This window comes from Niabella hirudinis (assembly GCF_051201075.1).
Lineage (GTDB): Bacteria > Bacteroidota > Bacteroidia > Chitinophagales > Chitinophagaceae > Niabella > Niabella hirudinis.
Map to the genome: position 1 here is coordinate 271,712 of NZ_JBPEHJ010000004.1, position 25,223 is coordinate 296,934.

A 25,223-nucleotide genomic window follows, 5' to 3' on the forward strand; every position below is an offset into this window, starting at 1 on the left:
TATGCTTGTTTACCTCCTCAAAGTAGCGCTTTGCTCGGGCATCCTGTATGCATATTATCATTTCTTTTTGAGAAATGAACGGTTCCATCAGTACAACCGGTTTTATTTGCTGGCGGCAGCCATACTATCCATTGTACTGCCATTGTTCCGGATCCGGTTTTCGCTGGAGGGGAACAATGTAATCACCCAAAGCCTGGGGAAAATTTACCTGTCGGAAGGAACTGACGTGGCAGTTGCCATACCAGTCAAACATATCGACTGGAGCGCTGCTGCGAGCTGGGCGGCCCTTACCGTATGTTTTATTCTTTTTGTCCGTCTTATTGCGGGCATTGCAAAAGTGGTACAAATCAAGAATCAAAGCCAGCAGGAACAATTGGGGCGCATCACCTTTATAAAAACCGTTCATCATTACGCGCCTTTCTCCTTTTTCAGCTGGTTATTCTGGAACAAAAAGCACAACCCCGCTTCTGACGAAGGCAAACACATACTGCTCCATGAAATGTATCATATTGAAAAGCGGCATTCCGTTGATCTCTTATTTATAGAACTGCTGCTGTGCTTATTTTGGTTCAACCCATTCTTTTATCTGTACCGGAAGGAACTGAAAATGATCCAGGAATTCCTGGCCGATCAATACGCTTCTAAAGATGCCGGTCCGCTCAGTTACGCAGGCATCCTGGTTTCCAGTGCCATTCAACAAAAACAATTACACCTGACCAATCCATTTTTTAATAACCAATTAAAACGAAGAATTGCTATGCTTACCAAAAATAATAAAACCGCATACCAGTACCTGAGAAAAATAATGGTACTCCCCCTTTCCGTTCTTGTATTTTGCCTGTTTGCCTTTACATACCATGCCGCCGCTTCCTTTTCAAAGGCAACCGGCTTTTCGGGCAACGTCCTTTTAGAAGCGTTCAATACCAACCCCTCGCCTGTTTCTTCAAAAAAACCATCTGATCAGCCCAATGATACATTGCGGATCTATAATGATAAAATCATCAGCGAGGAAGCTTTTAAAAAAATACCGTTTAATAATATAGCTACCGTTACGGTACTATCAAAAGAAAATACCCGCAAACTATACGGGAACAACCAGGCAGCGGGCGCCATCATCCTGCTTGCAAAAGGGTATCACAGTAAAAAATTAGAAGCCTTTATTGCTTCGCAGAAAGCAAACCGGAGTGAGGACCTTGCCCCCATAAAGCCATTTGCCGTAGTGGTGGTAGCGTTTACGGATAAAAACACCACCGTCACCCCGGTATCTGTACAGCCCGAATGGAGCCCTTTGAAAATCGATGGCGCCAACTACTTTACCACAACAGAAACGCCGGCCACCTACAACGGCGACTGGAGCCGGCATATCGAAGCCAACATCCGGGGTGAAGTGGCGGTTGCAAACGGGGCAGCTCCCGGAACCTACCGTACTGCTTACCAGTTTGTGGTGGAAACGGATGGTACGCTTAGTAATATAAAACCCCTGACGGCTATCGGCTATGGAATGGAAGAAGAAGGTTTAAGGGTTATTAAAAAATCGGGCAGCTGGCAGCCTGCGGTGCAAAACAACCATAAAGTGCGCGCTGTTTATATTCAAACCATCTATTTCCAGGTAGCTGTTGAGAAACCTGTGGCAGCAGCGATTCCGGCTTCGGATACGATTCCCCCCCAGAAAGTACGGGAGCCCGATATTTTTACAAAAACAGAAAAGGACGCAAGTTATGACGGCAACTGGGTACACTTTTTAACCATGAACCTCCAGGGGGAAACGCCCGTTAAAAGCGGCGCAAAACCGGGAAAATATACCGTAGTAATGCAGTTTATCGTAGACACCAATGGTGATGTCAGCGATATAAAAGCCATTAAGGACCCCGGCTTCGGCACAGCCGAAGAAGCGGCAAGAGTGATCAAAATCTCCGGGAAATGGATTCCGGCCATGCAAAACAGCCGGCCCGTAAAAGCGTACAGGAAACAACCGATCACATTTGTGGTAAACTAATACTTCGTTCCTTCTCAGCATAAAATATCACTTTTATGAAAACAATCGCTATCTATTTTTTTCAAATGCTGCTTTGCTCCGGTTTGCTTTACAGCTATTATCTGCTTTTTTTAAAAAACAGGAAGCTGCACAAGTTCAACCGCTTTTTCTTACTGGTCAGCCTGGTACTGAGTATTGCGGTACCGTTTATCAAAGTACCCTTTTATATTTCCATGACCACCGGAGATAATATAGGCATCCAGACCCTTATCCGGTATAATGCACTGCTTCTGCCTGAAGTGGTGGTTGCCTCACAGCAGCCCTCCCCCTTAAGCATCACTCCAATCCTATATGTTATTTACTGCGGCATTACACTGTTCCTTTTGGCAAGGATCATCAGCGGTGTGGTGATGTTGGTAAAAAAGCGTCTCTTTAGCAATACTCAAAGATGGCGTTCGCTGCTCATTATTGAAACCCACGAGCCGGCCGCTCCCTACTCCTTTTTTAGCTGGCTGTTTTGGTCGCCGGCTATTGATGAATACACGGAGCGGGGCAAAAAAATATGGCGGCATGAATATTTTCATATACAGCAATGGCATAGCGCCGATGTGCTGATATCCGAAATAATCAGCGCCGCTATCTGGATCAACCCCTTTTTCTGGCTGATAAAAAATGAGCTCAAAGCCATTCATGAGTTTTCGGCCGATGCCTTTGCGGCGCAGGACTCCGATGAGCTGGAATATGCCACGCTCCTGGTTACCGAAGCCATCCACAGCAAACAACAGCTATTGGTACACCCTTTTTTTAATACGCAACTAAAACGAAGAATTAATATGTTAACAAAACCACGCATTATGCACCGGCCGCTTGTAAGGCAGTGGATGGCATTGCCCCTGTTTATACTCTTATCGGCATTGCTTATTATAAGCTGCCAATCGGCCGACCCGGCTTCTAAACAAAGCGCTGATTCCACAACCAACAGACCGGCAACTGTAATTCCAGACAACAATGTGGCAGTGCCCGATAGTATTGCTGTAACAGATACCACACAGCGGATGACGCCGCCCAGGATCGTAAAAGACCCGGAAGTGAAAGAGGTAACATTTACCCCGCCAAAAATCGTAAAAGACGAAGAGCCTGAGGTTTACTCCAAAGTGGAAAAAGACGCCAGCTACCCGGACAACTGGGGCCAATTTCTGGAACGGAATCTCCGGGGTGAAGTACCGGTAGAGCATGGCGCCAAGGCCGGCAATTACCAGGTTATTGCCCAGTTTGTAGTAGATCGCGCGGGGGATGTGAGCGACATCAAGATCATCAAAGACCCCGGCTTTGGCATGGGTGCCGAAGTAAAGCGGGTGATCCGCAAATCCGGCAGATGGACGCCGGCCATGATGAAAGGGAAACCTGTAAAAGCCTATCGCAAGCAACCCGTCACCTTCCAGGTTACAGAAGGTTAATCATTGACGCTACGGAGATTCTGAAACACAGAGCGAAGGCGCTAAGAAGTTGTTTAAAAATAGAATGATTAAAAACCATTAAGGCATTAAGAACAGTTCAGTAGCCGCAGTTCTTAATACATCTTAACTTCTTAATGGTTTTTGAGAGCCTTAGTCTTTGTTATACGGAATTGTAATAATGAGAATTCTAAACAGCTTCTTAAACACAAAGCTTCGCGTCCTTGTTCCTTTGCGCCTTTGCGTGAAATATATCGCGGTATGCCACAGAGGCGCTGAAGCACTGAGATCATGAAGCGCCGCGATGGCGCTAAGGCCAAAGCTTCGCGTCTTTGCGCCTTTGCGTCTCCGCGTGAAATATATCGCGGTATGCCACAGAGGCGCTGAAGCACTGAGATCATGAAGCGCCGCGATGGCGCTAAGGCCAAAGCTTCGCGTCTTTGCTCCTTTGCGTCTCCGCGTGAAATATATCGCGGTATGCCACAGAGGCGCTGAAGCACCGAGATCATGAAGCGCCGCGATGGCGCTAAGGCCAAAGCTTCGCGTCTTTGCTCCTTTGCGTCTCTGCGTGAAATATATCGCAATAGCAAACATCAACAATATTGGTAATGAAAAAAACGGGCGTCTTCTACCTCTTCTTTTTTACGCTCTGCTGGAGTTGCAGCCATCCCAATTTCATCGGGTACAAAAGCAACAACTTCATCCGCCAGGAATTTCCCGAACGGTTTTTCATTGACAGCGTCACCAACACCGGGTTTTATAAAACCTATGGGTTTCGATATATGGATAAAAGCGCGTTGCGGGCACTAAAAAAAACCAACTTCTATCGCTGGTTGAACAGCCACAAAGATCATTTAATACCCGCGTACGCCGCAACAAAATACAATGAAGAACGGCAGCGGGAGTATATCCTGGTATTTAAAGTCAAAAAAGATTTTCCAATAACAGAGGATCGCTTAGCCGGCTTTCACAAAATCAACTTACTCCGGGGAATCAACAAAAAACGTTCCATCCAAACCTGGTATGCGCAGGATACTGCAAACAAGTGGATTGCATCCGCTGCACTCGTTCGCCCAAATACCAGCGATACGTCTTTCCTCGTATTGGGTTATATTCCCTACCTGGACTATTCAATGATAGCAACCCCTATTAACGCCGACCAGAATCTGAATAAAAATGGCATCCTGCATTACAGGGCAACTGCAGGCTACCGTTTCAACAGGTATGGATCAGACACCATCCTGCAAACGAGGAGCTTCTGGAATACAACGGGTATCATTCAATCTATAAAAAACGCGGATCAATTTATTTATCATGATTATTTCAAGGTTGCTGCTAATTCATTTTTTAAAAACGGAAGCATTTCCTATTTTGAGCCCGTCAATATATTAAAGAACTGGGACAAAAATGAACTGGAGCTAAGCGATGATATCTATTCATACAGCAACTACAAGCAAAGCTTGTCAACCTACCAATCCCTCTTAGGATTGCACAAAGAGGCCACCAGGGACAGCTCTGTAAAAAAAATTTCGTGCCCGGAAGGATTTTCAATTGCCCGCGCGGATCAATATATTCTTGACCGAATAAAGAACCGGAAAATTATCATGTTTAATGAGCTGGGCTTTGACGTAAGAAACCGGGCTTTCCTTTTTCATTTATTGGATTCACTAAAAAAAAGAGGCTTTACACACCTGGCCATAGAAGATCTCCATCAACCATTCGGGGCAAGCCGGGCCGGTGTAGGGTCGGGCCTGTATATCCGGGAACCCCTGCTTCACAATTTAATAGAATATGCCAACAATATCGGTATCCAGGTAATCGGCTATAATTTTTGCGGCGAGTGCCTGCCCGGCGAACAAAATAAAGCGGCAGCAAAAAAACTTTTAAACCGGGTGCAATTAAAAAAGCACCACAAACTAATCATACTTTGCGGAACGGGGGTTATTGAAAAATCTAAAAAAGGGGCGTTCCCCAAAACCCTGGCGGATTACCTGCAATACTATACGGGCTATAAGCCTTTTACAGTTGGACAAGTTCTGGAACGTTGGTTCTATTTAAAAGACTCCACCATCAACCACTATTATGTTTTGCGTTCCGATAGCAATTATTCAAATTACAGTCCTACCAATTCATCAACTGATGTGAGCGTGTTTCCACCTACAGACAAGCCCTGGTTTGACTACGACTTTTATTATCAGAACCGGTTGCTGCCATTAGAGAAATCCGTTTTCCACTATGCCGCTATCGACTCAGTTGCAAAAAAAGAAGTTACCCTGTACTTATATAAAGGGCAGAAAAGAAACCGACCCACCAGGCAGTTGCCTTTATTTGTAAAACAGCTGAAAAATAAATCACAGGAGGTGAACATTTATTCTGCCATCAGGGGAAAATCCCGTATTGAAATCCGGGACGATGCCAACCGGCTGCTGTTGAACACCCATTTTAACTAGTGGGGGCGGTTAGGATTTAACCGTAAAGCACGCGGGGGATTCAAAGTGAGGGTGCATAATATTTTTTGTATTCCTTTTTTAACGCAAAGGACGCAGCGAATACGCAATGGGGCTGTTAAATATCCTTGCGAACCTCGCGAATTCCTGGCGCGCCTTGCGGTTGAAACCGGACGCCAGAGCGGTTTCCAGGAAGATTACACCCCCCAAAGCGATCGCAGAAGAAAGTTATTAAATACCTTAGCAGAACCTTTGCGGTTAAAGCCATCCTCATTCACGAAGCCTCCCGGCCTGTGTGGCGTTGTTACCTTCTTATTTTAATGCCCTCGCTTCGGTTGCCTTAAATAACCCGCACTCAAGGCTCCCATCCCGCCAACCAGTCCGCCAATGATGCTGCTGATCACTCCCAGCAACACCGGGCTGTTGCCAATACCCAGCAATGCCCCCACCCTGGCCGCCAGGATGCCGCCATTGGCCGCATTGATCAGGAGGGCCAGTACCAGCCAAAGTAAAAACACGGCAGTAAAACCCGATAAAAAAGCAAGCGTCGGTTTTTGGGGAAGGATCAGCGTTACAACAAAACCTGCTGCGGCAATCATCCACCAGGGAAAATAAACCCCGCAGATATAGGATAATAAAGCGATGGCAAGAATACTGACAAAGAATTTCATATGTTGAAATTAAAATAAACCTGTTTTACTAAACCACTAAGGCGTTAAGAGGCATTAAGTAGTCATCCTTCTTAATAATCTTTCTCCATTTTTTAATCCCCGCCTGAATGATCATTCGGCCGTTTTTTCAAGCGCTTAAGTTCACCGGCTATCATTTGTTAATTGCAATTTATAATACGCTTCAAAACAATAACGATTCGTTTTTAGAAAAATCCATACGCCATTTCACGCGGGCGTCGTTTCGCTCCTCCGCGCTCATGAGCCAGAGCCGGTAATACCTGCCGGAGGCCCAGTCATCGATGGCATTATCATAAAAACGGCTACCGGGGTTACCGCTTTGTCCACCGGGATAAACACCATAGGCTTCTACAGGTGTACTTAACTGTACCACCATACGCCAGCTGGGGCCATGGCTTTTCTTGACGGCATTGATGATATTACCCCATCCCCCCACGTTCAAACCTGTATGCGCAAAGGGCAGCAGTGCGTCCTTTAACAGGTGATAAACACTTACATCTTTGAACTTTGCCCACTCCAGCTTTCCTTCCCGCTCCAGCCGGGTCATCAGCGCAGCCGTCTTATTCAGCGCATTGGTGATCTGTGTATGAATGGTTTCTTTTTCGATGGTATTGATATCGTCTGCATAGCCCATGACCGTAGAATCTTTTTTCAGCAGCTCCATGAATGTTTGCTCCGCAGGCAGTTCTACTTTAAAGCCGGCGCGGCCCAGCTCATCCTGCCAGGTATTTACCATCAGTGAGTCCATCCATACCTGATACACCGTTTGCCCCACAGAAGCGGGCCCGGCAAACTGATCCCAGTCCTTTACAATGGAATAATACTTTTTTGCGGATGCCGAAAGCCGGTCTTCATCAGTGTACTTCAACAGCAACGGCACCATATCGCGGGCCGTGATATTGTAATAGTTATTTTGCAGCGCCATCATGTCCTGTACCGTTATGTCCTTCATCCCTCCCAGGTAATGGTCAATGGCCCCGGCCCTCGGTGTAATATAGGTTCCGGGAATATAATAGGGATAGGCGGCATCAGCCGGACGCTGGTTGGCGCTAAACAGGTAGCCGCGCACGGGATCAACGGCATGCGGATTTTCTGCCTGCGGTATCCATGCCTGCCAGTTATAACTGCTGTCGGTACCCGGCATCACGTACATCCCCTGGCTATTCCACCGCGCCGGAAACTTCCCCTGCTGCCAAAGCGCGATGGTTCCGGACTTTGAGGCAAATACAAAGTTCTGGCCGGGACATTCAAAGAACTTTATAGCATTTACATAGTCATCGTAGGTCTTTGCCCGGTTTAGCAGGTAAAAGGTGTTGCCGTCATCGCCGGTATGATGCGCGGCCCATTTAACCGCCAGTCCGTTGTTTTGTGTAAGGGTATCCCGGAATGTTACATCATACATTACCGGGCCAAACACCGTATAGGAAACGGTATCATATACAGTGGACTGTCCCTTTACCTTAATGGCTTCAATACGCTGCTGCGCCGGCTTCCATTGTTGATTAAACCAGTATTCATGACGCCGGCTGTCTTTAAACCGGATCGAAAAATAATCCTTTACATCCCGTTGGGCATTGGTAACACCCCAGGCAATGTCATCATTAAAGCCGATAATAATATAAGGACTGCCCGGTAACGTAGCGCCATAAGCCCGGCCTGCCGGCGTGCTTAATTGCATCTCATACCATATTGACGGCAGAGATAGTTCCAGGTGCGGATCATTGGCAAGAATGGGCACTTTAGCGACCGTTTTACTTCCGGCCACCACCCAGTTATTACTCCCGTTATCACGATCTGGCATATACTGTTCAAAAGCTGTTAAGCGCGTTGCTTCTTTAAAATAAGCTGTATCCGCGCCCGCCGGTGCTACCGGTGATACACCTGGCGCGGGAAAGATGGTCCCCGGCGGAACAATCGGCTTTAATGAATCTGGTATTTGAGGGTATAATGCATCCAGCTGGCGGGTAGAAAAAACCTGGTGCAGGCGGGTATAAGCAAGGTCTTTCTCCGTTCCGGAGGCCAGCATTTTGGCCATCATTTTCAACAGCAATGCCGTTCTTAAATTGGTCCATTCTTCAGGCTCAAAATTCAGAATCTTATATTCGATCGGAAGCTCACTTTTTTTTAGCGAGTGAATATAGGCATTGATACCCGCGGTGTAGGCCGAATAGATGGCCTTCGAGCGGGCATCTTTTTCCATTACCTGCAGGGAATTTTCTGCGGCAAACTTCATCCCCAGACGCCGCTGCTCCCTGTCGTAACTGATGGCTTTAGGCCCTGCTATTTCGCTTACCCGGCCCTCCGCAGCCCGGGTTTGCAGGTCCATCTGGAACAGGCGGAATTTTGCATGCAGATAGCCCTGAACAAAATAAAGATCTTCATCGCGTTCCGCAAACACATGCGGCACCAGCCGCTCATCAAAATACACGCGTACATTTCCTTTGAGTTGCGGAAAAGACAATGCTTCATTGAAACTTGCCGCCGTATCTTCTGCATTTTGCCAGAAGCCCGCCTGGGGGCTTAAAAAACTGCCAAGGGGCATCGGTACCTTATCGCCAACAGGTTTGTTTAGCAGGTATACCAGCAATACAGTGACGGCAGCAGCGGCCAAAAAAGGAATGATTCTCATAAATAGACCTTGTAACAGCAAGTTAATAATTAAACATCAATATCCATTCGTCCGTGTAAAATCCTTGTTATTTCAATTGGCTTATCATTAAACTTTCGGTAGAAAATTATATGTCGGTTTACTTTCAGTCCAAAAAGTTCCTCTCTGATTCCATCATAATTTTTTCCGATGTTGAGGTCGTCTGCTATGTTTTGGCAATTATCAAGTAACATTTCATAGTAGTTGTCAGCTTGTTTTTCAGACCACTTTTCAAATGTATAATTCCAAAGTTACCAAAATTTGGTAACTGCGTAAATTTTTCAGGTTTAAGTTTTCAAATTTTGTTGCCAAGTTTATGTTCAACGGTTCATTCAGAATAATTGCCGCTAACGAACAGGGCTTTGTGCAGGTTGGGAATTAGTATTCCGTCTGCCTTTAACCGCTGCTGATTGAAAATATATTGTTGAAGTTAGGTACAAAAGTTGATAGTTATTTGTCTGCTGGAACTGAAGCTGGGATTTGCAATTAGCTGATGTTACAATGTCAAGCCCAACTTGCATAAAACCCAATGTTGTGCATTCGTACTTATCGTTAATATATTCTTTCAAAAGAAGTGCCATTGAAACGAAATACACCACTCGGGCTTGCTCCCCCAAACTACAACGCGCCTTGCTTACTTTTGTATATAGTCCAAATATGATTACTTACAAGACCATCCTTTTTAGTGTAATTTTTAACAGTATTGCCATCATATCTCCATGCCCCTGAATGAATAGTTCCAAACCAAATATTACCTAATGTATCTTCACCTATCGAAAAAACCCTATCTAAAGAGTTCGCTTTTGTATCTTCTTTTCTCAGCTTATAGTGTTTCGTGAATTGCAGATATTCTTTGCCATCATATTTTAATACTCCGATGCCCCCAAGAGGATTGCTACCACTATTATTGCCAATCCAAAGATTACCTTTGCTGTCTTCAAAGATTCCTCTAATATGCAAAGAACTATTTTTTCCATCCAGCCCAAGAGTTTCATCAGTTATTATTTTAAAATCTGAGCCATTATATCCAATTAGCGCTTTGTAGGCTCCAAACCAAATCGTACCATTTTTGCTCTTTAGAAAAGGTGTCGAAATTGCATAATGAAACCTACGTTCATCTTCGGATTTTGGTGTTACAGGAAATGTCCGATAGGAAAGTTTTCTTCCATCATACTGATATACCCCCGGATTTTTTTCAAGTTGATTATAACCGTCTAATTCATCACCTTTTAACCAGATGTCTTTATCTCCTAATTTCCACTTTGTTGTTGAATCGTAATTTCTTTCTTTGTAAATCGACATTTTTTGTCCATCATATATACTTAGTCCTCTACCACATTCAAACCATATGATGCCATTTTTATCCTCATAAATATTCCTTACTTGATTGTTACTTAGCCCGTTTTCAGTTGTAAAATATTGAAACTTGCCATTATAAAGCAAACACACGCCTTCCTTGTCACTACCAAACCAAATATTTCCTTTACTATCCTCTAAAAATGACCGAATCCCTGTTGTATATTTCAACAATTTACTGTCAGTTTTAGTCTGTACTTCCCGATTTTCCTTATTTGATTGACTTTGACTACCGCAAGAGATTGTTATAGCCAGTAAAAAAGTCCAGCAAAGGATAAAAATGTTTTGATTACCTAATATCACTTTCATTGTAACGGTGTCTTTAGTATGATGCATAACACGTAAATATACGTATTATTTTAAGTAACCATAAACAAACCGTACTACACTCCTAAAAAGCATAAACCGCTCTGTATCAACCCAAATCCTTTGCCGAAGCAACCTATTTTTATTGTAGATAAAAACAATTCAGCACTTTTAACATATCTAAAATACGTAGTACGAACTTCACTGATAAACGGCTCTACCTTGAGCCCGGCAGCCACCGCAATAAAAAAAATAATGAACTAAAAGAACTTTTTATTATTCGGGGTGCTTCTTAAGTAAACGACAATGATTCTACATTCTTTATTTTTTCGCTCCGGGCTTACCTCCTTCATCATTCGTTTTCGCACGTTTCCTTCCCGCCTCCATCAATGCCCGCTGCAGCAGGTATTCGATTTGCCCGTTTACACTTCTGAACTCATCGGCCGCCCATTGCTCCAGCAACCGGAAGGCCGATTGGTCGATCCGCAATATAAAACGCTTCTTATCTTTCAAACCCTATCTTTTATTGATACAAGGTACCGGCATTTAACACCGGGGTAGCCGCTTTTTCGCCGCACAATACCACCATCAGGTTGCTGACCATTGCTGCCTTCCGCTCATCATCTAGCTCTACAATATTTTCGGATGATAATTTTTTCAATGCAAGATCCACCATACCCACGGCGCCCTCCACAATTTTAATACGGGCAGCCACAATAGCAGATGCCTGCTGCCGCTGTAACATAGCCCCGGCAATTTCCGGCGCATAGGCCAGGTGGCTGATACGCGCTTCCCGGATTACGATTCCCGCAGGCTCCAGCCGCTCGGTCAGCTCCTCTTCCAGTATCTTGTTCACCCGCTCGCCTCCGTCTCTTAAGGTCATTTCAGCTTGTTCGTCCTCCATACTATCATAGGAAAAGCTAACCGCCAGGTGACGGATAGCGGCTTCACTTTGGGTACGTACATAATCGATATAATTGGCTACCTGGTAAGCCGCCTTATAGGTATCACCCACCTGCCAAACGATTACCGCCCCTATCTCGATAGGATTGCCCATTTTGTCATTTACCTTCAACGTTTGTCCCTGGAAATTCTGATACCGCAGGCTGATGTTATGACTGGAATAAAGCGGGTTTACAAAAAACAGCCCGTTATCTTTTACGGAGCCTACATACTTGCCAAAAAAGTTAAGCACCCGCGAATGGTTGGGCTGAATAATCATCAAACCCTTGATAAAAAAAATGCCCAATAATACCAGCAATATGCCGCCGGCAAGCGAAACAACCTGCCCTTCTGCATTTACAAGCAGGTATATGCCGCCGCCTATCACAGCCAACGCTATAACGAGCGCTAAAAAACCGGACATGGGTTTTAGAATTTTTTCCATGGTATTAATTTGATATTAAAATGATATCATAAAATTACATAGAAAACCGTCACCTTCCAAACTTTATTTCCGGGTGGCCTATCTATTGCTTTAACACCGCTGCAATACGGCTGGCAATGATCTCATTTCCTTTATCGGAAGGATGCAGCCCGTCATAGGTAAGATAAATGGCGGCCTCCGGGTAAGGATATTCGTCCGTTTCCGGGTTGAATGGTATTTTCTGAAACCCGGGATAAGCATAGTTTTGGTAGGCTCTGGTTTGCGGGTTTTTCAAACGCTTAAAGTGCACCAGTTTTTTTTCACCCAACTTTTTATCGTTGTAAAGATCAATTACAGGTATATGCGCCAACTGCCCAACGTTGACCACAGCCGCTGCCACCTGGCCGAGAGTTTGACCGTTCTTTTCACGGTAAGATCCCCATGCTGTGTTTTTTTGATTAAACAGGTACACAAAATCCGTCCGCTTCATGGGCGTGATCAGGATGATCCGTGCCTGGGGACTGATCTTTCTCAGATGATCCACAATGGTCCGGAACGACCCGTAGATAGTGTGATTGCCCGTGTTGGTTTCATAATCCTCCGGCGTGCCGATGGGCCTTCCCTGCCACCAGTCATTGGTGCCAAGAAATACCGTATAAACATCGGCTTCGGGTATATAAAGGGAATCAAAATGATCTGCAATCCGGCCGGCCGTCCAGCCATTGTATCCTTTATTGATATAGTGCAGAAACGGTAATTTTTCTGCTACCCTTGTCATATACCCTTTGCTAACCCGGTTTCCGGTTTCATCAAGATGGTCGTTCAGGTAGGTAATGCTGTCGCCAATGGCTACCCATTTCAATTCTTTTTTGCCAAAGCCATAAACGGCTAGCAGCAGCATACTTAATAAAAGGATCCGTTTCATAGCGCTCAGGGAATGATTTCAAATAAAAAAAACTGATTCTTTTGCTCCTTACTAAAATTATTGTCGGCAACCAGCAGCAGGGAAGAGTGCCCATTAGCAAGCGGGGGGCCCCATGTTATCCCTTCCACATTATCGATATAGCGTCCCAGGTCGTTCATATTCAACAACAGCTTTTTAGCAGCGGCCTGATAGCTTTTGTTCTGATGCAGACCGCTGATACCCGAAACATCGGTTGCTGCATGTACATCTGCGAGGTATATTTTGATGGTACAAAAGGAATTCCCCATAGAGAAGGAACGCTCCATTACCAGCAGCCGGTCGTCGTCCAGCGGCAGGATCTCCGAAATGCCGTTTACCCGGAAAGCCGTTTCCGGATTGGGTTGGCGGGCTACCGCATCCAATAAATAGGCATACTGGGCAATGGGTTGGCGCGTAGCGGTATTATACTTTATAATACGCACCGGTGCACCGGGGTAGTTCACATCGGCCCTTGGCCCGTCTTCATACAAAGGTTCCTCCACGCTTACAAAAAGATGGCGGTAATTGCCGGCAAAACCCAGCCCTTCAAAAACGCCATTTACCCGGGGACCTTTTTCAATCTTTTGCACCTGCATATTAGCCGGCAAGGCAAAGCTATCCCGGTAATTTCCTTCCAGGTCCATTTCCCAAATCCAGGGGTCTTTGATATTTACAACGCCATTCCGCCCGGCCCGGTCGCCTTCGCCGGACCATACCAGCCTGCCTGTGCGGGGATTAAAACGGATCGATTCCGGATCGGCGGCTTCCTGCGCGCCTTCTTTTAAAGAAGGAAATGTTTTACCATTGAGCATCTTTAGAGTATGTATGCCCGTAAACAAAACGGTATCGATCCGGCTGTTTGCAATCCCGCTCCGCGGGATCATTGCCGTGTAAAAGCGGGAAGGCGTGGTGGCGGACCGCTCATCGCTGATGATAAAATACCGGTCGTTTGCAGCATCATAGTCAATCCCCGACAAACCGCCTACCCAGGTACCCCCATACCGCTGATCAAAAGGAAGCTCGTAAACATCAAGGAGTTTTAACCGGGAAAGGGATGCAGGAAAGCGGGATGCCTTATTTTTTTGCGGAGCACTGCAACCAGCCGCAACCAGCAAAAAGGCCAGTAAAATATAGCCGTATTTCATATTGTTGAACCTGCCCGTTTTTTAAAATGTTACAAGCCTGTAAGCCGGATTCTGTACTTCGTCAAACTCAGCATGTTGTCAGGCTCAGCATGACAAAGTGGTTATCATTTATCTGTTCAAAGGGTTACCCCAATGAATCCATCTACCTACCCTTCCTGCCATCCCGCTCTGATCATTACCAGGGCGGGATTGTAAACGAGCCGCTCACCTTTTAAAACAGGAGTCCTGTTTTAAAAAGCAGGATTTACATGGTATTTCAGCATACAAGGTTTACCCGTATGGGGTATTACTACCCGATACCGTGAGCTCTTACCTCACGTTTTCACCCTCATGGCGTTAAAAACGCCACAGTTATTTTCTGTGGCACTGTCTGTTGCCCCGCCCCGGTAATCATCGGGGGTGGAACACCCGGCTATTCACCGGTGTACTGCTCTGTGCTGTCCGGACTTTCCTCCCATCGCAAAGCGAAAGGCGATAACCCGGCTTGTAACGGTGCAAATTTAAAATGTAAAGTGCAGAATATAAAATGTAAAACGCGTGCATCACATTTTTTGAATTTTTATGGTTTTTTCCACGCCGGGCTTTTCCGCAAATATCCTGTGTCATTGCCACTGAAACACCGAAACACAGATGTTCTTAATGCCAGGGCGATGGCCTTCCTTTCATTTAGAAAAACCAAAAATCCTCAGTGCTTCAGTGTTTCTGTGGCAAACATAGGAGACGCTAAGTTTTGCCGCAAGAGGACGCAATGCTGTAGAAAAAATGTTATGCACCCTGTAGAACAATGTGGTCGAAAACAACAGGCGCTCCACACTCCCGCCGCCCCAAAAAGCCTCTATTTCTTCAGGAAATAATCAAAAAAGCAATAGGCCACTTCGTTTGACTCCGCAGTGGGATCATGTTTTAGCCGGTTGGTCATGGCAACCCTGTTGCTATAACCCAATAATGTATTTACCCGAACCGCCTGGTTGAGCGCCGTCCACCGGTCTACCGGGTCCGATGATCCACCCGATACCAGGAACGGGCGCGGGGCCATCAATGCCATCATCTCATGCAGGTCGCGGCCTTCCTTTATCAATTGTGGATACAGGCCCTTTGCACCGGCTACAGCCCCTGTTTTGCGCCAGGTATTTTCCCAGGGCGGTGGATAATAGCCAAGATACCATGGCTCCCAGTAATTGACGGCGGATCCCTTGGTTTCATCAAACACCACTCCGGGGTCCGACCAAACAGCACAGGCAAATTTATCGAAAAGGCAGGAGGCAAACATCGCCCATTTTCCTCCAAATGAATGTCCCATGATGCCGATGTGTTTTGCATCAACATAAGGTAAGTCCGCCAAAAGGTACCAGGCATTGGCCGCTACATAAGCCAGCATCGACAAGGGCGCTACGGTTGCATTTTCGATAGAAGGATAATAAACGGAATAAGTGCCCGCCTTTGATGCTTCGGTGGTTCCCAGCGACAACGTAACATACCCCCTTTTGACCAGCTGCCAGGCAAAATCGCGATGGGGCTTGCCATTGCCCATAGCGGTTTCTGGTTCATAAAAAGTGGTGATTACAGCCGGCAGTTTCCCTTTTACCCTGGGCACGCACAGGTAGGCAATGGTTTTTTCCGTTGGGGCCCAGTTAAACCGGATCCTGTATTGTGTAAACCCTTCTCTTTGTGTGGTACCCAGTATTTCCATTTTTTGTTTCCGGATAAACGGAGGCCACCGGCCCATCATTCGGTGCCAGGTTGTTTCTATTTCAGCCCTCCGCTTCTGCCATGCCTGTTTGGTTAAAACGGTATCGCCGTTATCAAATTTCAATAGAGGGCGATAGTTACCGTAGTTATTTTGCAAATAAGCCGGAGGATGAAAACAGGAGGAAATTTTATTCCACAACTCCTGTTTATTTTGGCTATATGCCTGAAACGGATAAACGCACAAAACAAAAAGCAGCGTATATAATTTTTTATATTTATCCATTTTATTGAAGATTTTATTTTTGTGAATAGTCGTTTTTGCGGCCAACCCGGTTATGTTGGGTTTAAAGGGTATATTGGCCGAAAGTATGTACAACAACTGCAGTAGCTTTATGCGTTTCTGCCTATTTAAATCAATGTTGTTTCCTTAGCACACGGAGGTCCAATATATGCTCACTCCCGGTAGCCATCGCATATACGTCAAGTTAAGAACAGGTCTATTACCATAAAATACAGTATGGGTAAGCCCTCCAGAACAAAGATCCGATCTTTTAATGAGAAACAGGCGCAGCGCGCCGTTGACCCTTATAACTCTATGAGTGCTCCAAACTTCTCTTAGCCGCAGAGCGGCGGTAATTGCGTACGCCGGGTTATAAGAAAATGATTCATAAAACAGATCGATACATTTCCCGCAACAACGCAACGGAGCAGCGGCGCAAAGATTCAGTTGATCTGAAATAAATATCATTATCGTACTCGTACAAACCGCAATGATTACCGGTGCGCTGCAGCTTTCAGGGGCAAAAATCAACCTGACGTACATGCTATAGCCATCTGGACTCAGCCTTTCACGGAACAACTTTAGGCAGCGGACGTTTCAAACCCCATACTTTTCCCGGTTTTACGTCTTCCCGGCCCAACACCTGGATCCACTACCTGCCCTTTTTCGCGTTCCTTCGTTCCTGTACGGCGGCTTCAGTTATGGAATCGCTGTGATTGTTGCCCCAGCCGCTCCTTATAAAATTCAGTATCGCTGCGGCTTCCTCATTATTCAGAAATTTAAATGAAGGCATCCGGTTGGGGTTGTCCTTTGTGCTTTTTCCAAACAGGAACACATCAATCAGCGGCTGCTGCTGATTCAACAAAGGGGTTGTCCGCAGCGATGGGAACATGCCCGGGCTTCCGGATCCATCCTCCTTATGACAGCTTGCGCAGTAAATTGTGTACAGCCCTATTGCATTTTCCCGGCTCAGCTTTGTTTCCGGCGCTTTCCCCCGAAGCACTTTGGCCGTAACCCTGCTCACTTTGGTAATCCGGATGATCTTATCATCATCTGCCGCCGGCTTACTATAGGGGTTCCAGTCGCGGTTACTTGTAGACAGGTAAATATCACCTTCCGGCGATACACAAACAGCCCGCAGCCGGCCATAAATCTTATCCAGGTAGATCCTTTCTTTTACAATAGCGTGGCCGTCTTTTGAAAGGCCGAGCACACGAAGACTCCGGTCTTTTAAAGACACCAGCAGCAGGCTGTTTTTCCACTCGGGGATCTTTGAACTATTATAAAATGCTATTCCCGAAGGCGCAATGGTGGGCGTCCAGGCCAGTAAGGGGTCAATGGCATGCGTGCTGTCTGCAAACGCTTTTTCCTCCGCCAGGTTGGCCTTTCCTTCGATGGCGGACCACCCAAAGTTGCCCCCCTTCCGGATCAGGTTTACTTCATCATCAGCCGCATCGCCATGCTCTGATGTATACAACAGGGTGGTATCCGAAAAAGCAAGTCCCTGTATGTTCCTGAACCCCCTGGCCCAAACCGGACTGCCAGGCACCGGGTTATCTGCCGGAATGCGGCCATCCAGGTTAAAGCGCAGGATCTTTCCTTTAAGATCGGATGCATTCTGCGTACTGCCCTGCTGCGCCCCATCGCCGGTAGCCCAATACAGTTTATGATCCGGCAATATAGCTACCCGGCTGCCGTAATGCCCGCGAAAACCGGAAACAACCGCAATGACTTTGGGTTCAACAAGCGTATCCTTCTGAACCAGGTACCGTACCAGTTTTAGACCAATGCTATCTTTCATTGCGAACGTATAGGCTGCAAACAGGTAGGACCGGCCGGTTGCCGGGTCCGGCGCAGAGGATGCCATACCCAGGAGACCTGCAGTAGTCTTACCGGCAACATCCTCAATACGAAGCAATAATTTACGTTTTCCGCCAACAGGATCCATCTGGTAAATACGCCCTTCCTGTTCATTATACCAGAGCCTGTTGTCCGCCCCCCATATAAGCTCCCAGGGGACTTTATTGCTTACTGAAATTTCCTGCACACCCAGAACGGATGAATCCAATACAATATTAAAACGGATCTGCGGACCTTGCTGCGCCTGCCGGCACTGAAAAAGGACGCAGCTTAAAGCCACCGCTAATGCACCAGTTAGTACTTTAATACCAGCCCTTCTTTTTGTCATTTTTGATCTGGTTTATAGTTCATTAATTTTTCCAGCAGCCAGCTATCCATCCGCACCCGCTGCTGACCATAACAATACACCGAAGAAAGCCCGGCGTCTTCAACGATCCGCCATCAATTACACCGATCATTATATATCTAATTTCCACGGTTTTCTATACTCATACGAAAGTAATTTATTGGCTTCTTCCGAGTTGATGAACCGTTCATTTCTTGCATCCCATTCCAGTCTTTTTTTTGTTTGCATGGCAATGGTACCCAAATGTGCCATGGTTGTGGAACGGTGTCCTGTTTCCAGTGTAGCCCAGGGCTCCTTGCGTGATTTTATGCAATCTAAAAAGTTTCGTATATTACTAAAGGTGCTGTTTTTATAACCGCCCCCGGGGAATGCCGGATCATTCTTATCCAACACAAAATTTTCCGCCTGCATCTGCGATGGCCAGGTTTGGAATTGTCCGGGCTGGGCAGGTGCCACTTTATAATCATCCTCCCCGGCATACAGGGTTCCGTTAGTGCCTCTAAGTTCCAGAAAACCATGCGGCACAAAACTGCCGCTGCTTGCCTCCAGGATTGTTACCGTTACTAAAACACCGGATCCAAATTCGTAAGTAACATGCATAGTATCCGGAATGGTACGGTCATCATCCAGCACATACTTACCCCCATGTGCGCTGATGGCAACGGGTGCTTCTTCTCCAATCAGCCAGCGGATCAGGTCCAGGTAGTGAATTCCATTATTTGATAACTGGTTGGCATAATCATCCCACCAGCGGAACCTGTAGGGCGCAATATTATATTGATACGGCCGGTAAGCCCGGGGGCCCAGCCAGAGATCCCAATCAAAATTTGCGGGCGGGGCCTCGGGTTTCAGCTTTCCAATGCCATTGGGGTACATATTGCTTACGTAGCAGCAGGTTCCAAAAGATACTGTTCCTATTTTACCCGCCGGTACTTCTTTGGCCAGTTTTTGAAAGGTAGGCGCCGCCCTCCTGTTGAGTCCCACCGTTATAATCTGTTTGCTGTTTTTTCCAATATTAACCATCGCCCTGCCTTCATGGATTGTTTTTGACAAAGGCTTTTCCACGTATACATCCTTTCCCGCCTTAATAGCATCGATGGTCTGTAACGCATGCCAGTGGTCGGGCGTAGCGATACATACCGCATCAATGCTTTTATCTTCCAGTACTCTGCGATAATCTGTAAATTGTTTTACCAGGCCCCGAAACTGCTCACCCATTTTAGGCACCTGGGCGGGCATCGCCTTTATATAACGCGGATCTACCTCCGCATAATTGCGCGTAACATAGGGTTTGTATACATCACATAGCCCCGCTATCTCGCAGTCTGGCTGCTCCATAAATAAGCGCAATAACTGGGATCCGCGGTTGCCTACTCCAATGAAGCCGGTACGTATCCGGTCATTAGCGCCTATTATTCTTCGCCTTGAATCAATGAATGGCGCGGCAAATGTTGCTGTATCCATTCCGGGCACGGTCAGGCCGGCCAGAGCCAATGAAGCGCTTTTGATAAAAGTTCTTCTTGTCGGTTGTGTCGCCATACGATTATTTTTAGTTGAAATTAATTTAATGCATTTTTACAAGACACGGACCTGAAACCAGGAACTGGGTGCATTCCAAATTGTCGCTGTCATGCTGAATTTATTTCAGTATCTATGCATATTGCCGTTCAATAGACCCTGAAACAAGTTCAGGGCGACATTACGTTTATGGGAGTGCGACAATTTGGAATGCACCTGGAACTTTAAACCTGAAACATTGAACTTTTTTCATCACCATCCCGGGTTCTGTTTCAGATTATCATTTAATAAAATTTCACTTTCAGGGATGGAGTTCAGGTAATCCCTGTTCAATTTAAATCCATAGCCCGAAGACAGGGATTTCTGGAACGGATCCAGGAAGCCCGCCTCATCTACGGGGAAGGGATTTTTTGTAATCTGCGAGGCCTTGAAGCCTCTTGGCCGGGTACCCACAATCAGTTCATCGGCCGCTGCCCAGCGGGCAATATCATCCCAGCGGAAGCCTTCTGCAGCCAGCTCTACCCTGCGCTCACGCCGTATCTCATTGATCAGGGGCGATAGTTCCGGAAAATCCCATTTGGGATCAGTGGCAATATCGGAAATCAACAGGTTGGGCATGGCCACCCGGTCGCGCAACAGTTTAATAGACTTGTCGATATCCGTTTGGGTAAGTGTGCCCAGTTCGGCTTTGGCTTCGGCATAGTTGAGCAGCACTTCTGCATAGCGGTAAATGATGCCGGGCGACTCTTCATATTGCTGCACATGGTATGCCATTGTAGGGTTATACCCCTTCTGGATAATGTAGCCGCTGGGTGCATTATAATCGGCAGATACATTGAGCTGCGCGTAAGCTCCACTCCAGTTTTCCGTGCTGCCATTCTGCTGAATTTTCCAAACCTGGTCGGGAGTTGCAATCGTTTGATAAAAGCGGGGGTCCCGGTTTTGTGCCTCCAGGGTGAGGGTATTGTACCCCTGAAACTGATCATTACCCGTAATGGGTTTACCGTTGATGCAGAGGTAGGCGTCTGCCAGCTGCTTGGTGATGGTGCGGTTTGTGGGGGTGGTCATCCGGTAAAAGCGGTCATTGGTAAAATCCCGGTCACCGCCCGTAAGACCATTATCATATTTGCGCCAAAACATCATTTCACTATTGGTACTGTAATCTATCAGGGCAAACAGGTTCTTATAATCGGACCGAGGGTTGCCGGTACTGTATACACTGTATATTTTTGCATCGATCACGGCTCCGGCCGCTTCGGCGGCTTTGGCGAAGTATACATCCGGTTTGGCATTTTCTACGCCAAAGTCAGTACCGGCATGATATTTTTCCCAGGCCCCTTCGTACAGGGCTACCCGGCTTTGGATCAGCAAAGCGATCCAGCGGTTGATCCGCCCGGCACCGGAGGTTTTATCGGCAGTGAGGTAGAGCGCCGCAGAATCTAACTGACCGATGATAAAATCGGCCACGGCATTTCGCGGGTCCCGCGGATTCATCAACTCCGGTGAATCGACCGCCAATTCTTTTTTTACAATCTGTATCCCTCCGTAGCTCTGCAACAGCTTAAAATAGATCAGCGCCCGGAAGAAATACGCCTCCCCCAGGTATTGTTTGTATTGATCAAGCTGATAGTTTTTCTCCACCCTCCGGTAATTATCAAAGAAAAAATTAATCCGGCGCACATCGGCAAAGCTAATGGTACCGGAGGTGGTAACAACCCGCGTACCCTGGAGCCGCAGGTTGGGTGTATTGGCTACCTGGTTATCGCTCTCGTAGTCGCTCCCGTGATTTTCATATTTTGGAAAATTAGATGCGCTATAGAACGAGTTAATATAGGTGCGCATCTGGTCGGGCGTTTCAAAAAACACATCCGATGTGGTGGCATCCAACGGTCTGCGATCCAGAAAATTTTTATTACAGGCACCCAGCAGCAGGATTACCGGTACCATTATGATGATGCAATACTTTTTCATAATCTTCATAGTTAAATATTAGAAGGTAAGGTTCAGGCCGAGTGAAAGGGTGCTGGTTTGCGGGTAAATCATACCAGCGGTCTGATAGCCGCCAAAACTCCGGTCCGAGGCAATCATTGTTTCCGGGTCAAACGCCTTGGGCACACTGGTGATCAGCAATAAATTTTCTCCTGAAAAATAAACACGGAGGTTATTGATTTTAGCCCTGCGCAGCAAATCCGCCGGCAATGTATACCCCAGCTGAACGTTGCGGAGCCTGAGGTAGGCGGCGTTCAACAGGTACCGGCTTTGCACCTGCCGGTTCTTATTTGTTTCTGCCGTAAAATAGGGTTTGGCCAGGTAGGCATCGGTATTAGGTCCAAGGATATTGGTTTCATCGGCCGGGCGCCAATAGTCCAGGTTGGGCGAGTTTTTAAAAACGGCGGACCCTCCCCAGGCGGTGGTCAATCCCCAAAATACCGGTGAATCCGTACCGGGATAATAATCCTGCCTTCCTACCCCCTGCCAGAACATTGAAAAATCAAACTGCCGCCAGTTTACACCGCCGGTGATACCAATGTTGTATCTTGGCTGGTTATTGCCGATTACCACCAGGTCGCCGTGATCACCCAATGATCGTTTGCCATCATTTATAATACCATCACCATTCATATCCTTGTATTTCATATCACCGGGGCCCCAGGTACTCCAGTATTTAGATTGATCCGCCATTGGTTCCCCCTCACGCTGAATTAAGCCATCGCTGACAAAGCCCCAGATCTCCCCTACCTGTTTGCCCTTATACCAGGTATCCACAATTCCTTTATCATTGCGATACCGGAGGATCTCTGAACGGTTATCGCCAAAGCTCAAACCGGCATTATATCCCAATTTGGGTGATATTTGATCCTTCCATGACAACACCAGTTCAAACCCGGTAGTGGACAGCTTTGCATTATTGGTGGGCGGAGCAGCTGCCCCAATCTGGTAAGGCAATGTAAGGGCCGGCCCTACCATATCATCCGTTATCCGCTTGTACCAATCGGCCGCCAGGGTTAACCGGTTATTCAAAAATGCCGCATCAACTCCCAGATCAAGCGATGTAATCGTTTCCCAGGTAAGATCACTGCTAACCAGCAAGGGCGCATTGGCAAAAGGCGGCCGCTCACCATCAATGATCCAGTTTAACTGGCTGCCCGTTGGTATCGTGGCCAGGTACCGGTAATTACTTACGTTTTGCCCGCCACCGTCAATAATATTCTGGTTGCCCAGGGCACCGTAAGAAGCCCTTAGTTTCAGCGTATTCACATAGGGTTTGATGGGCTCCCAAAAACGCTCCTTTGAAATAGCATACCCGACAGCCCCGGCAGGAAAAAAGCCCCATCGTTTCCCCGGCGCAAATCTTGAAGATCCGTTATACCGGGCGCTAAACTCAACCAGGTATTTTTCATCGAAGTTATAGTTAAGCCGGCCAAAGACCCCCTGGGTGGCCCAATGATAGATCTGATCACTTACAACCCGCGAACCCAATGATCCGCTAATTGAAGGTACATCCACATTGATCAGGTTGGCGCCGGATCCGCTCAGTCCTGTATAATAACGGTATTCCTGTTCATACCCCGTCAGCGCTTTAATATAATGCCTGTTTACTTTTCTTTCATAGGAGGTTGTTCCATTGATGAGGGTATAGATGTTCTGGGAAAATGCCGATGCATAACCGGCAACGGGTTTACCGATATTGCCAAACAGACCTGTGCCCAGCTCAACGGGTACCGGCTTTGGATTGGAGGTGCTCCGGTAGCCCTGGTTATTATAATTATAAGAGAATATCGTCTTCCAGCCTTTAACGGGCTCCAGTTCGCCCCCCAGGGTGATGAAAAAATCGTTCGTATAACCATTATCCCTGCCCGTGCCCTGCAGATACCGTACCAGGGGGCTTTGTACGGTACCATTAATATTATAGAAGGGCATCATGGGGGCAAAGGTCAGCAGCCCGTTAAAAAAGTGCTCGCGCCCTACCGTAGTATAACCGATAGGATAGTCGGTTTTCACAGAGGCATACTTTACACTGGAATTAAACCTGAGCCAGGAAGTGATGGAGGTATTATAATTGCCGATAAAATTAACCCGCTTATAGCTATCGTTTCCCCACTCGTAGAGCCCGTTTTCATTTACATACCCGCCTCCCAAATAATATTGGTTTCGCTCATTGCCCCCGGAAACATTGATACTGTGTTTTTGATTGAATGCATAATCCCGCATCAGGAGGTGTGGCCAATCATTATTGGCATTTCCATCCCGGCGGCCGCCAAACAAATTATCAATCGGCCTGTCCGGGTTATACTCATAAGGGAAAGAACCATTTATATAATCCCGGATGCGCTTCATCTGTTCCTCGCTGTATACGGCGGTGGCCTTGGCATTTGCAGCTGCCTGGTTATATGCCGTAGCCCAGGTATAAGAGTCTACAAAGCTGGGCAACCGAACGGGGCTGTTCCACGACAGGTTGTTGGTGTATTGAATATTGACGCCGCCGGTTTTACTTCCCTTTTTGGTGGTGATCAGGATCACCCCAAACGGGGCCCGTGATCCATAAATAGCAGATGCCGAAGCATCTTTTAGCACAGAAACACTTTCGATGGATTCAGGGTCCACATTATTAATATTCATTTCCACCCCGTCTACCAGGATCAATGGTGAAGCATCGCCCTGGATAGATCCCATACCCCGGATGTTCCAATTAGCAGCAGAGCCGGGCTCTCCACCCCGCATATTCATGGTAATATTGAGATTGGGCGAAGCCCCCTTTATCAGATCACCCACATTATTTGCCGCACGGTCTTTTAACCGTTCGCCGGAAATGACATCAACGGCGCCCGTCAGGTTACTTTTTTTCTGTGTTCCATACCCCACCACCACTACTTCATCCATGGAACTTTTTAATAATTTCATTACAACATCTGCCGTTGCGGACGCGCCCGCCTCTATCCGTACCGTATCCATCCCCACGTAGGTAAATACCAGTACATCCTTTGGCTTGGCTGTAATAGAATAATGTCCCTGCTTGTCGGAAACAACATTATCAGTACCACCCTCCACATTTACGGTAACGCCCTCCAGGGGATTATTGGTTCCCTCTTGTATGATCTGCCCCGTAATCGCTTTTATTTGCGCATGCAGCTGAAAACAGGTTCCGCCTGCCAATAAAAGCCAAAGAAACAGGCACCGGTGTAAAAAGGTTTTTTTTTTCAT

15 protein-coding genes, 1 other RNA gene and 1 pseudogene are annotated in these 25,223 nt (G+C 46.7%); 3 read left to right on the forward strand and 14 right to left on the reverse strand.

The genetic code is table 11. The features are described from left to right. The first annotated feature begins 1 nt into the window (after position 1). The 3 genes from GGU45_RS10120 to GGU45_RS10130 all read left to right on the forward strand — a co-directional run bounded on the left by GGU45_RS10120 (position 2) and on the right by GGU45_RS10130 (position 5,879). Positions 2–1,996 (forward strand): energy transducer TonB, encoded by a 1,995-nt coding sequence (locus GGU45_RS10120; protein WP_435224359.1) that lies wholly within the window; start codon positions 2–4, stop codon positions 1,994–1,996. A 35-nt stretch (positions 1,997–2,031) separates the two neighbouring features. After that, positions 2,032–3,432, forward strand: a complete 1,401-nt coding sequence (locus GGU45_RS10125; RefSeq protein ID WP_435224361.1) for an energy transducer TonB — start codon at positions 2,032–2,034, stop codon at positions 3,430–3,432. 605 nt (positions 3,433–4,037) lie between these two features. Further along, entirely contained in the window at positions 4,038–5,879 is a 1,842-nt protein-coding gene (locus GGU45_RS10130) for a hypothetical protein (protein ID WP_435224363.1), read from the forward strand. Positions 5,880–6,193: 314 nt separating this feature from the next. Here the strand turns inward: GGU45_RS10130 and GGU45_RS10135 are convergent, their stop codons facing one another. The 14 genes and pseudogenes from GGU45_RS10135 to GGU45_RS10200 form a co-directional block, all read right to left on the reverse strand. Continuing rightward, the gene (locus GGU45_RS10135; protein WP_435224365.1) at positions 6,194–6,547 is read right to left on the reverse strand and encodes a hypothetical protein; all 354 of its coding nucleotides are present in this window, start codon (positions 6,545–6,547) and stop codon (positions 6,194–6,196) included. Positions 6,548–6,728: 181 nt separating this feature from the next. Beyond that, positions 6,729–9,194, reverse strand: coding sequence for a penicillin acylase family protein (locus tag GGU45_RS10140; protein WP_435224367.1), 2,466 nt, complete (start codon positions 9,192–9,194; stop codon positions 6,729–6,731). Between the two features lie 29 nt (positions 9,195–9,223). Beyond that, a pseudogene (locus GGU45_RS10145) lies at positions 9,224–9,451 on the reverse strand (type II toxin-antitoxin system RelE/ParE family toxin); the annotation flags it as partial. A gap of 379 nt (positions 9,452–9,830) precedes the next feature. Continuing rightward, positions 9,831–10,877 carry a ligand-binding sensor domain-containing protein gene (locus tag GGU45_RS10150; RefSeq protein WP_435224369.1) on the reverse strand — a complete coding sequence of 349 codons (1,047 nt, stop codon included), beginning with the start codon at positions 10,875–10,877 and terminating at the stop codon, positions 9,831–9,833. A 318-nt stretch (positions 10,878–11,195) separates the two neighbouring features. After that, positions 11,196–11,387, reverse strand: coding sequence for a type II toxin-antitoxin system antitoxin (locus GGU45_RS10155; protein ID WP_435224371.1), 192 nt, complete (start codon positions 11,385–11,387; stop codon positions 11,196–11,198). 10 nt (positions 11,388–11,397) lie between these two features. Then, the gene (locus GGU45_RS10160; protein ID WP_435224373.1) at positions 11,398–12,261 is read right to left on the reverse strand and encodes an SPFH domain-containing protein; all 864 of its coding nucleotides are present in this window, start codon (positions 12,259–12,261) and stop codon (positions 11,398–11,400) included. 82 nt (positions 12,262–12,343) lie between these two features. After that, positions 12,344–13,165: an SGNH/GDSL hydrolase family protein gene (locus tag GGU45_RS10165; protein ID WP_435224375.1), complete on the reverse strand. Its 822-nt coding sequence runs from the start codon at positions 13,163–13,165 to the stop codon at positions 12,344–12,346. A 5-nt stretch (positions 13,166–13,170) separates the two neighbouring features. Further along, positions 13,171–14,328, reverse strand: coding sequence for an esterase-like activity of phytase family protein (locus GGU45_RS10170; RefSeq protein ID WP_435224377.1), 1,158 nt, complete (start codon positions 14,326–14,328; stop codon positions 13,171–13,173). A gap of 24 nt (positions 14,329–14,352) precedes the next feature. After that, positions 14,353–14,819: RNase P RNA component class A (gene rnpB / locus GGU45_RS10175), an RNA gene on the reverse strand. Between the two features lie 344 nt (positions 14,820–15,163). Next, positions 15,164–16,300 (reverse strand): dienelactone hydrolase family protein, encoded by a 1,137-nt coding sequence (locus GGU45_RS10180; RefSeq protein WP_435224379.1) that lies wholly within the window; start codon positions 16,298–16,300, stop codon positions 15,164–15,166. Between the two features lie 649 nt (positions 16,301–16,949). After that, on the reverse strand, positions 16,950–18,485 hold the full coding sequence (locus tag GGU45_RS10185) for a PQQ-dependent sugar dehydrogenase (RefSeq protein WP_435224381.1): 1,536 nt from the start codon (positions 18,483–18,485) through the stop codon (positions 16,950–16,952). Between the two features lie 129 nt (positions 18,486–18,614). Further along, a complete protein-coding gene (locus GGU45_RS10190) occupies positions 18,615–20,042 on the reverse strand; it encodes a Gfo/Idh/MocA family protein (protein ID WP_435224383.1) in 1,428 nt (475 codons plus the stop codon). 231 nt (positions 20,043–20,273) lie between these two features. Then, on the reverse strand, positions 20,274–21,992 hold the full coding sequence (locus GGU45_RS10195) for a RagB/SusD family nutrient uptake outer membrane protein (RefSeq protein ID WP_435224385.1): 1,719 nt from the start codon (positions 21,990–21,992) through the stop codon (positions 20,274–20,276). 18 nt (positions 21,993–22,010) lie between these two features. Further along, positions 22,011–25,223 (reverse strand): SusC/RagA family TonB-linked outer membrane protein, encoded by a 3,213-nt coding sequence (locus GGU45_RS10200; RefSeq protein ID WP_435224387.1) that lies wholly within the window; start codon positions 25,221–25,223, stop codon positions 22,011–22,013.

What these genes read in the sequence shown, in the direction of transcription:
- GGU45_RS10130 (WP_435224363.1), top strand. Translation starts at nt 4,038, where the DNA reads ATGAAAAAAACGGGCGTCTTCTACCTCTTCTTTTTTACGCTCTGCTGG.
- GGU45_RS10200 (WP_435224387.1), bottom strand. Translation starts at nt 25,223, where the DNA reads ATGAAAAAAAAAACCTTTTTACACCGGTGCCTGTTTCTTTGGCTTTTA.
- GGU45_RS10125 (WP_435224361.1), top strand. Translation starts at nt 2,032, where the DNA reads ATGAAAACAATCGCTATCTATTTTTTTCAAATGCTGCTTTGCTCCGGT.
- GGU45_RS10170 (WP_435224377.1), bottom strand. Translation starts at nt 14,328, where the DNA reads ATGAAATACGGCTATATTTTACTGGCCTTTTTGCTGGTTGCGGCTGGT.
- GGU45_RS10150 (WP_435224369.1), bottom strand. Translation starts at nt 10,877, where the DNA reads ATGAAAGTGATATTAGGTAATCAAAACATTTTTATCCTTTGCTGGACT.
- GGU45_RS10195 (WP_435224385.1), bottom strand. Translation starts at nt 21,992, where the DNA reads ATGAAAAAGTATTGCATCATCATAATGGTACCGGTAATCCTGCTGCTG.
- GGU45_RS10135 (WP_435224365.1), bottom strand. Translation starts at nt 6,547, where the DNA reads ATGAAATTCTTTGTCAGTATTCTTGCCATCGCTTTATTATCCTATATC.
- GGU45_RS10180 (WP_435224379.1), bottom strand. Translation starts at nt 16,300, where the DNA reads ATGGATAAATATAAAAAATTATATACGCTGCTTTTTGTTTTGTGCGTT.
- GGU45_RS10190 (WP_435224383.1), bottom strand. Translation starts at nt 20,042, where the DNA reads ATGGCGACACAACCGACAAGAAGAACTTTTATCAAAAGCGCTTCATTG.
- GGU45_RS10165 (WP_435224375.1), bottom strand. Translation starts at nt 13,165, where the DNA reads ATGAAACGGATCCTTTTATTAAGTATGCTGCTGCTAGCCGTTTATGGC.
- GGU45_RS10185 (WP_435224381.1), bottom strand. Translation starts at nt 18,485, where the DNA reads ATGACAAAAAGAAGGGCTGGTATTAAAGTACTAACTGGTGCATTAGCG.
- GGU45_RS10120 (WP_435224359.1), top strand. Translation starts at nt 2, where the DNA reads ATGCTTGTTTACCTCCTCAAAGTAGCGCTTTGCTCGGGCATCCTGTAT.
- GGU45_RS10140 (WP_435224367.1), bottom strand. Translation starts at nt 9,194, where the DNA reads ATGAGAATCATTCCTTTTTTGGCCGCTGCTGCCGTCACTGTATTGCTG.
- GGU45_RS10160 (WP_435224373.1), bottom strand. Translation starts at nt 12,261, where the DNA reads ATGGAAAAAATTCTAAAACCCATGTCCGGTTTTTTAGCGCTCGTTATA.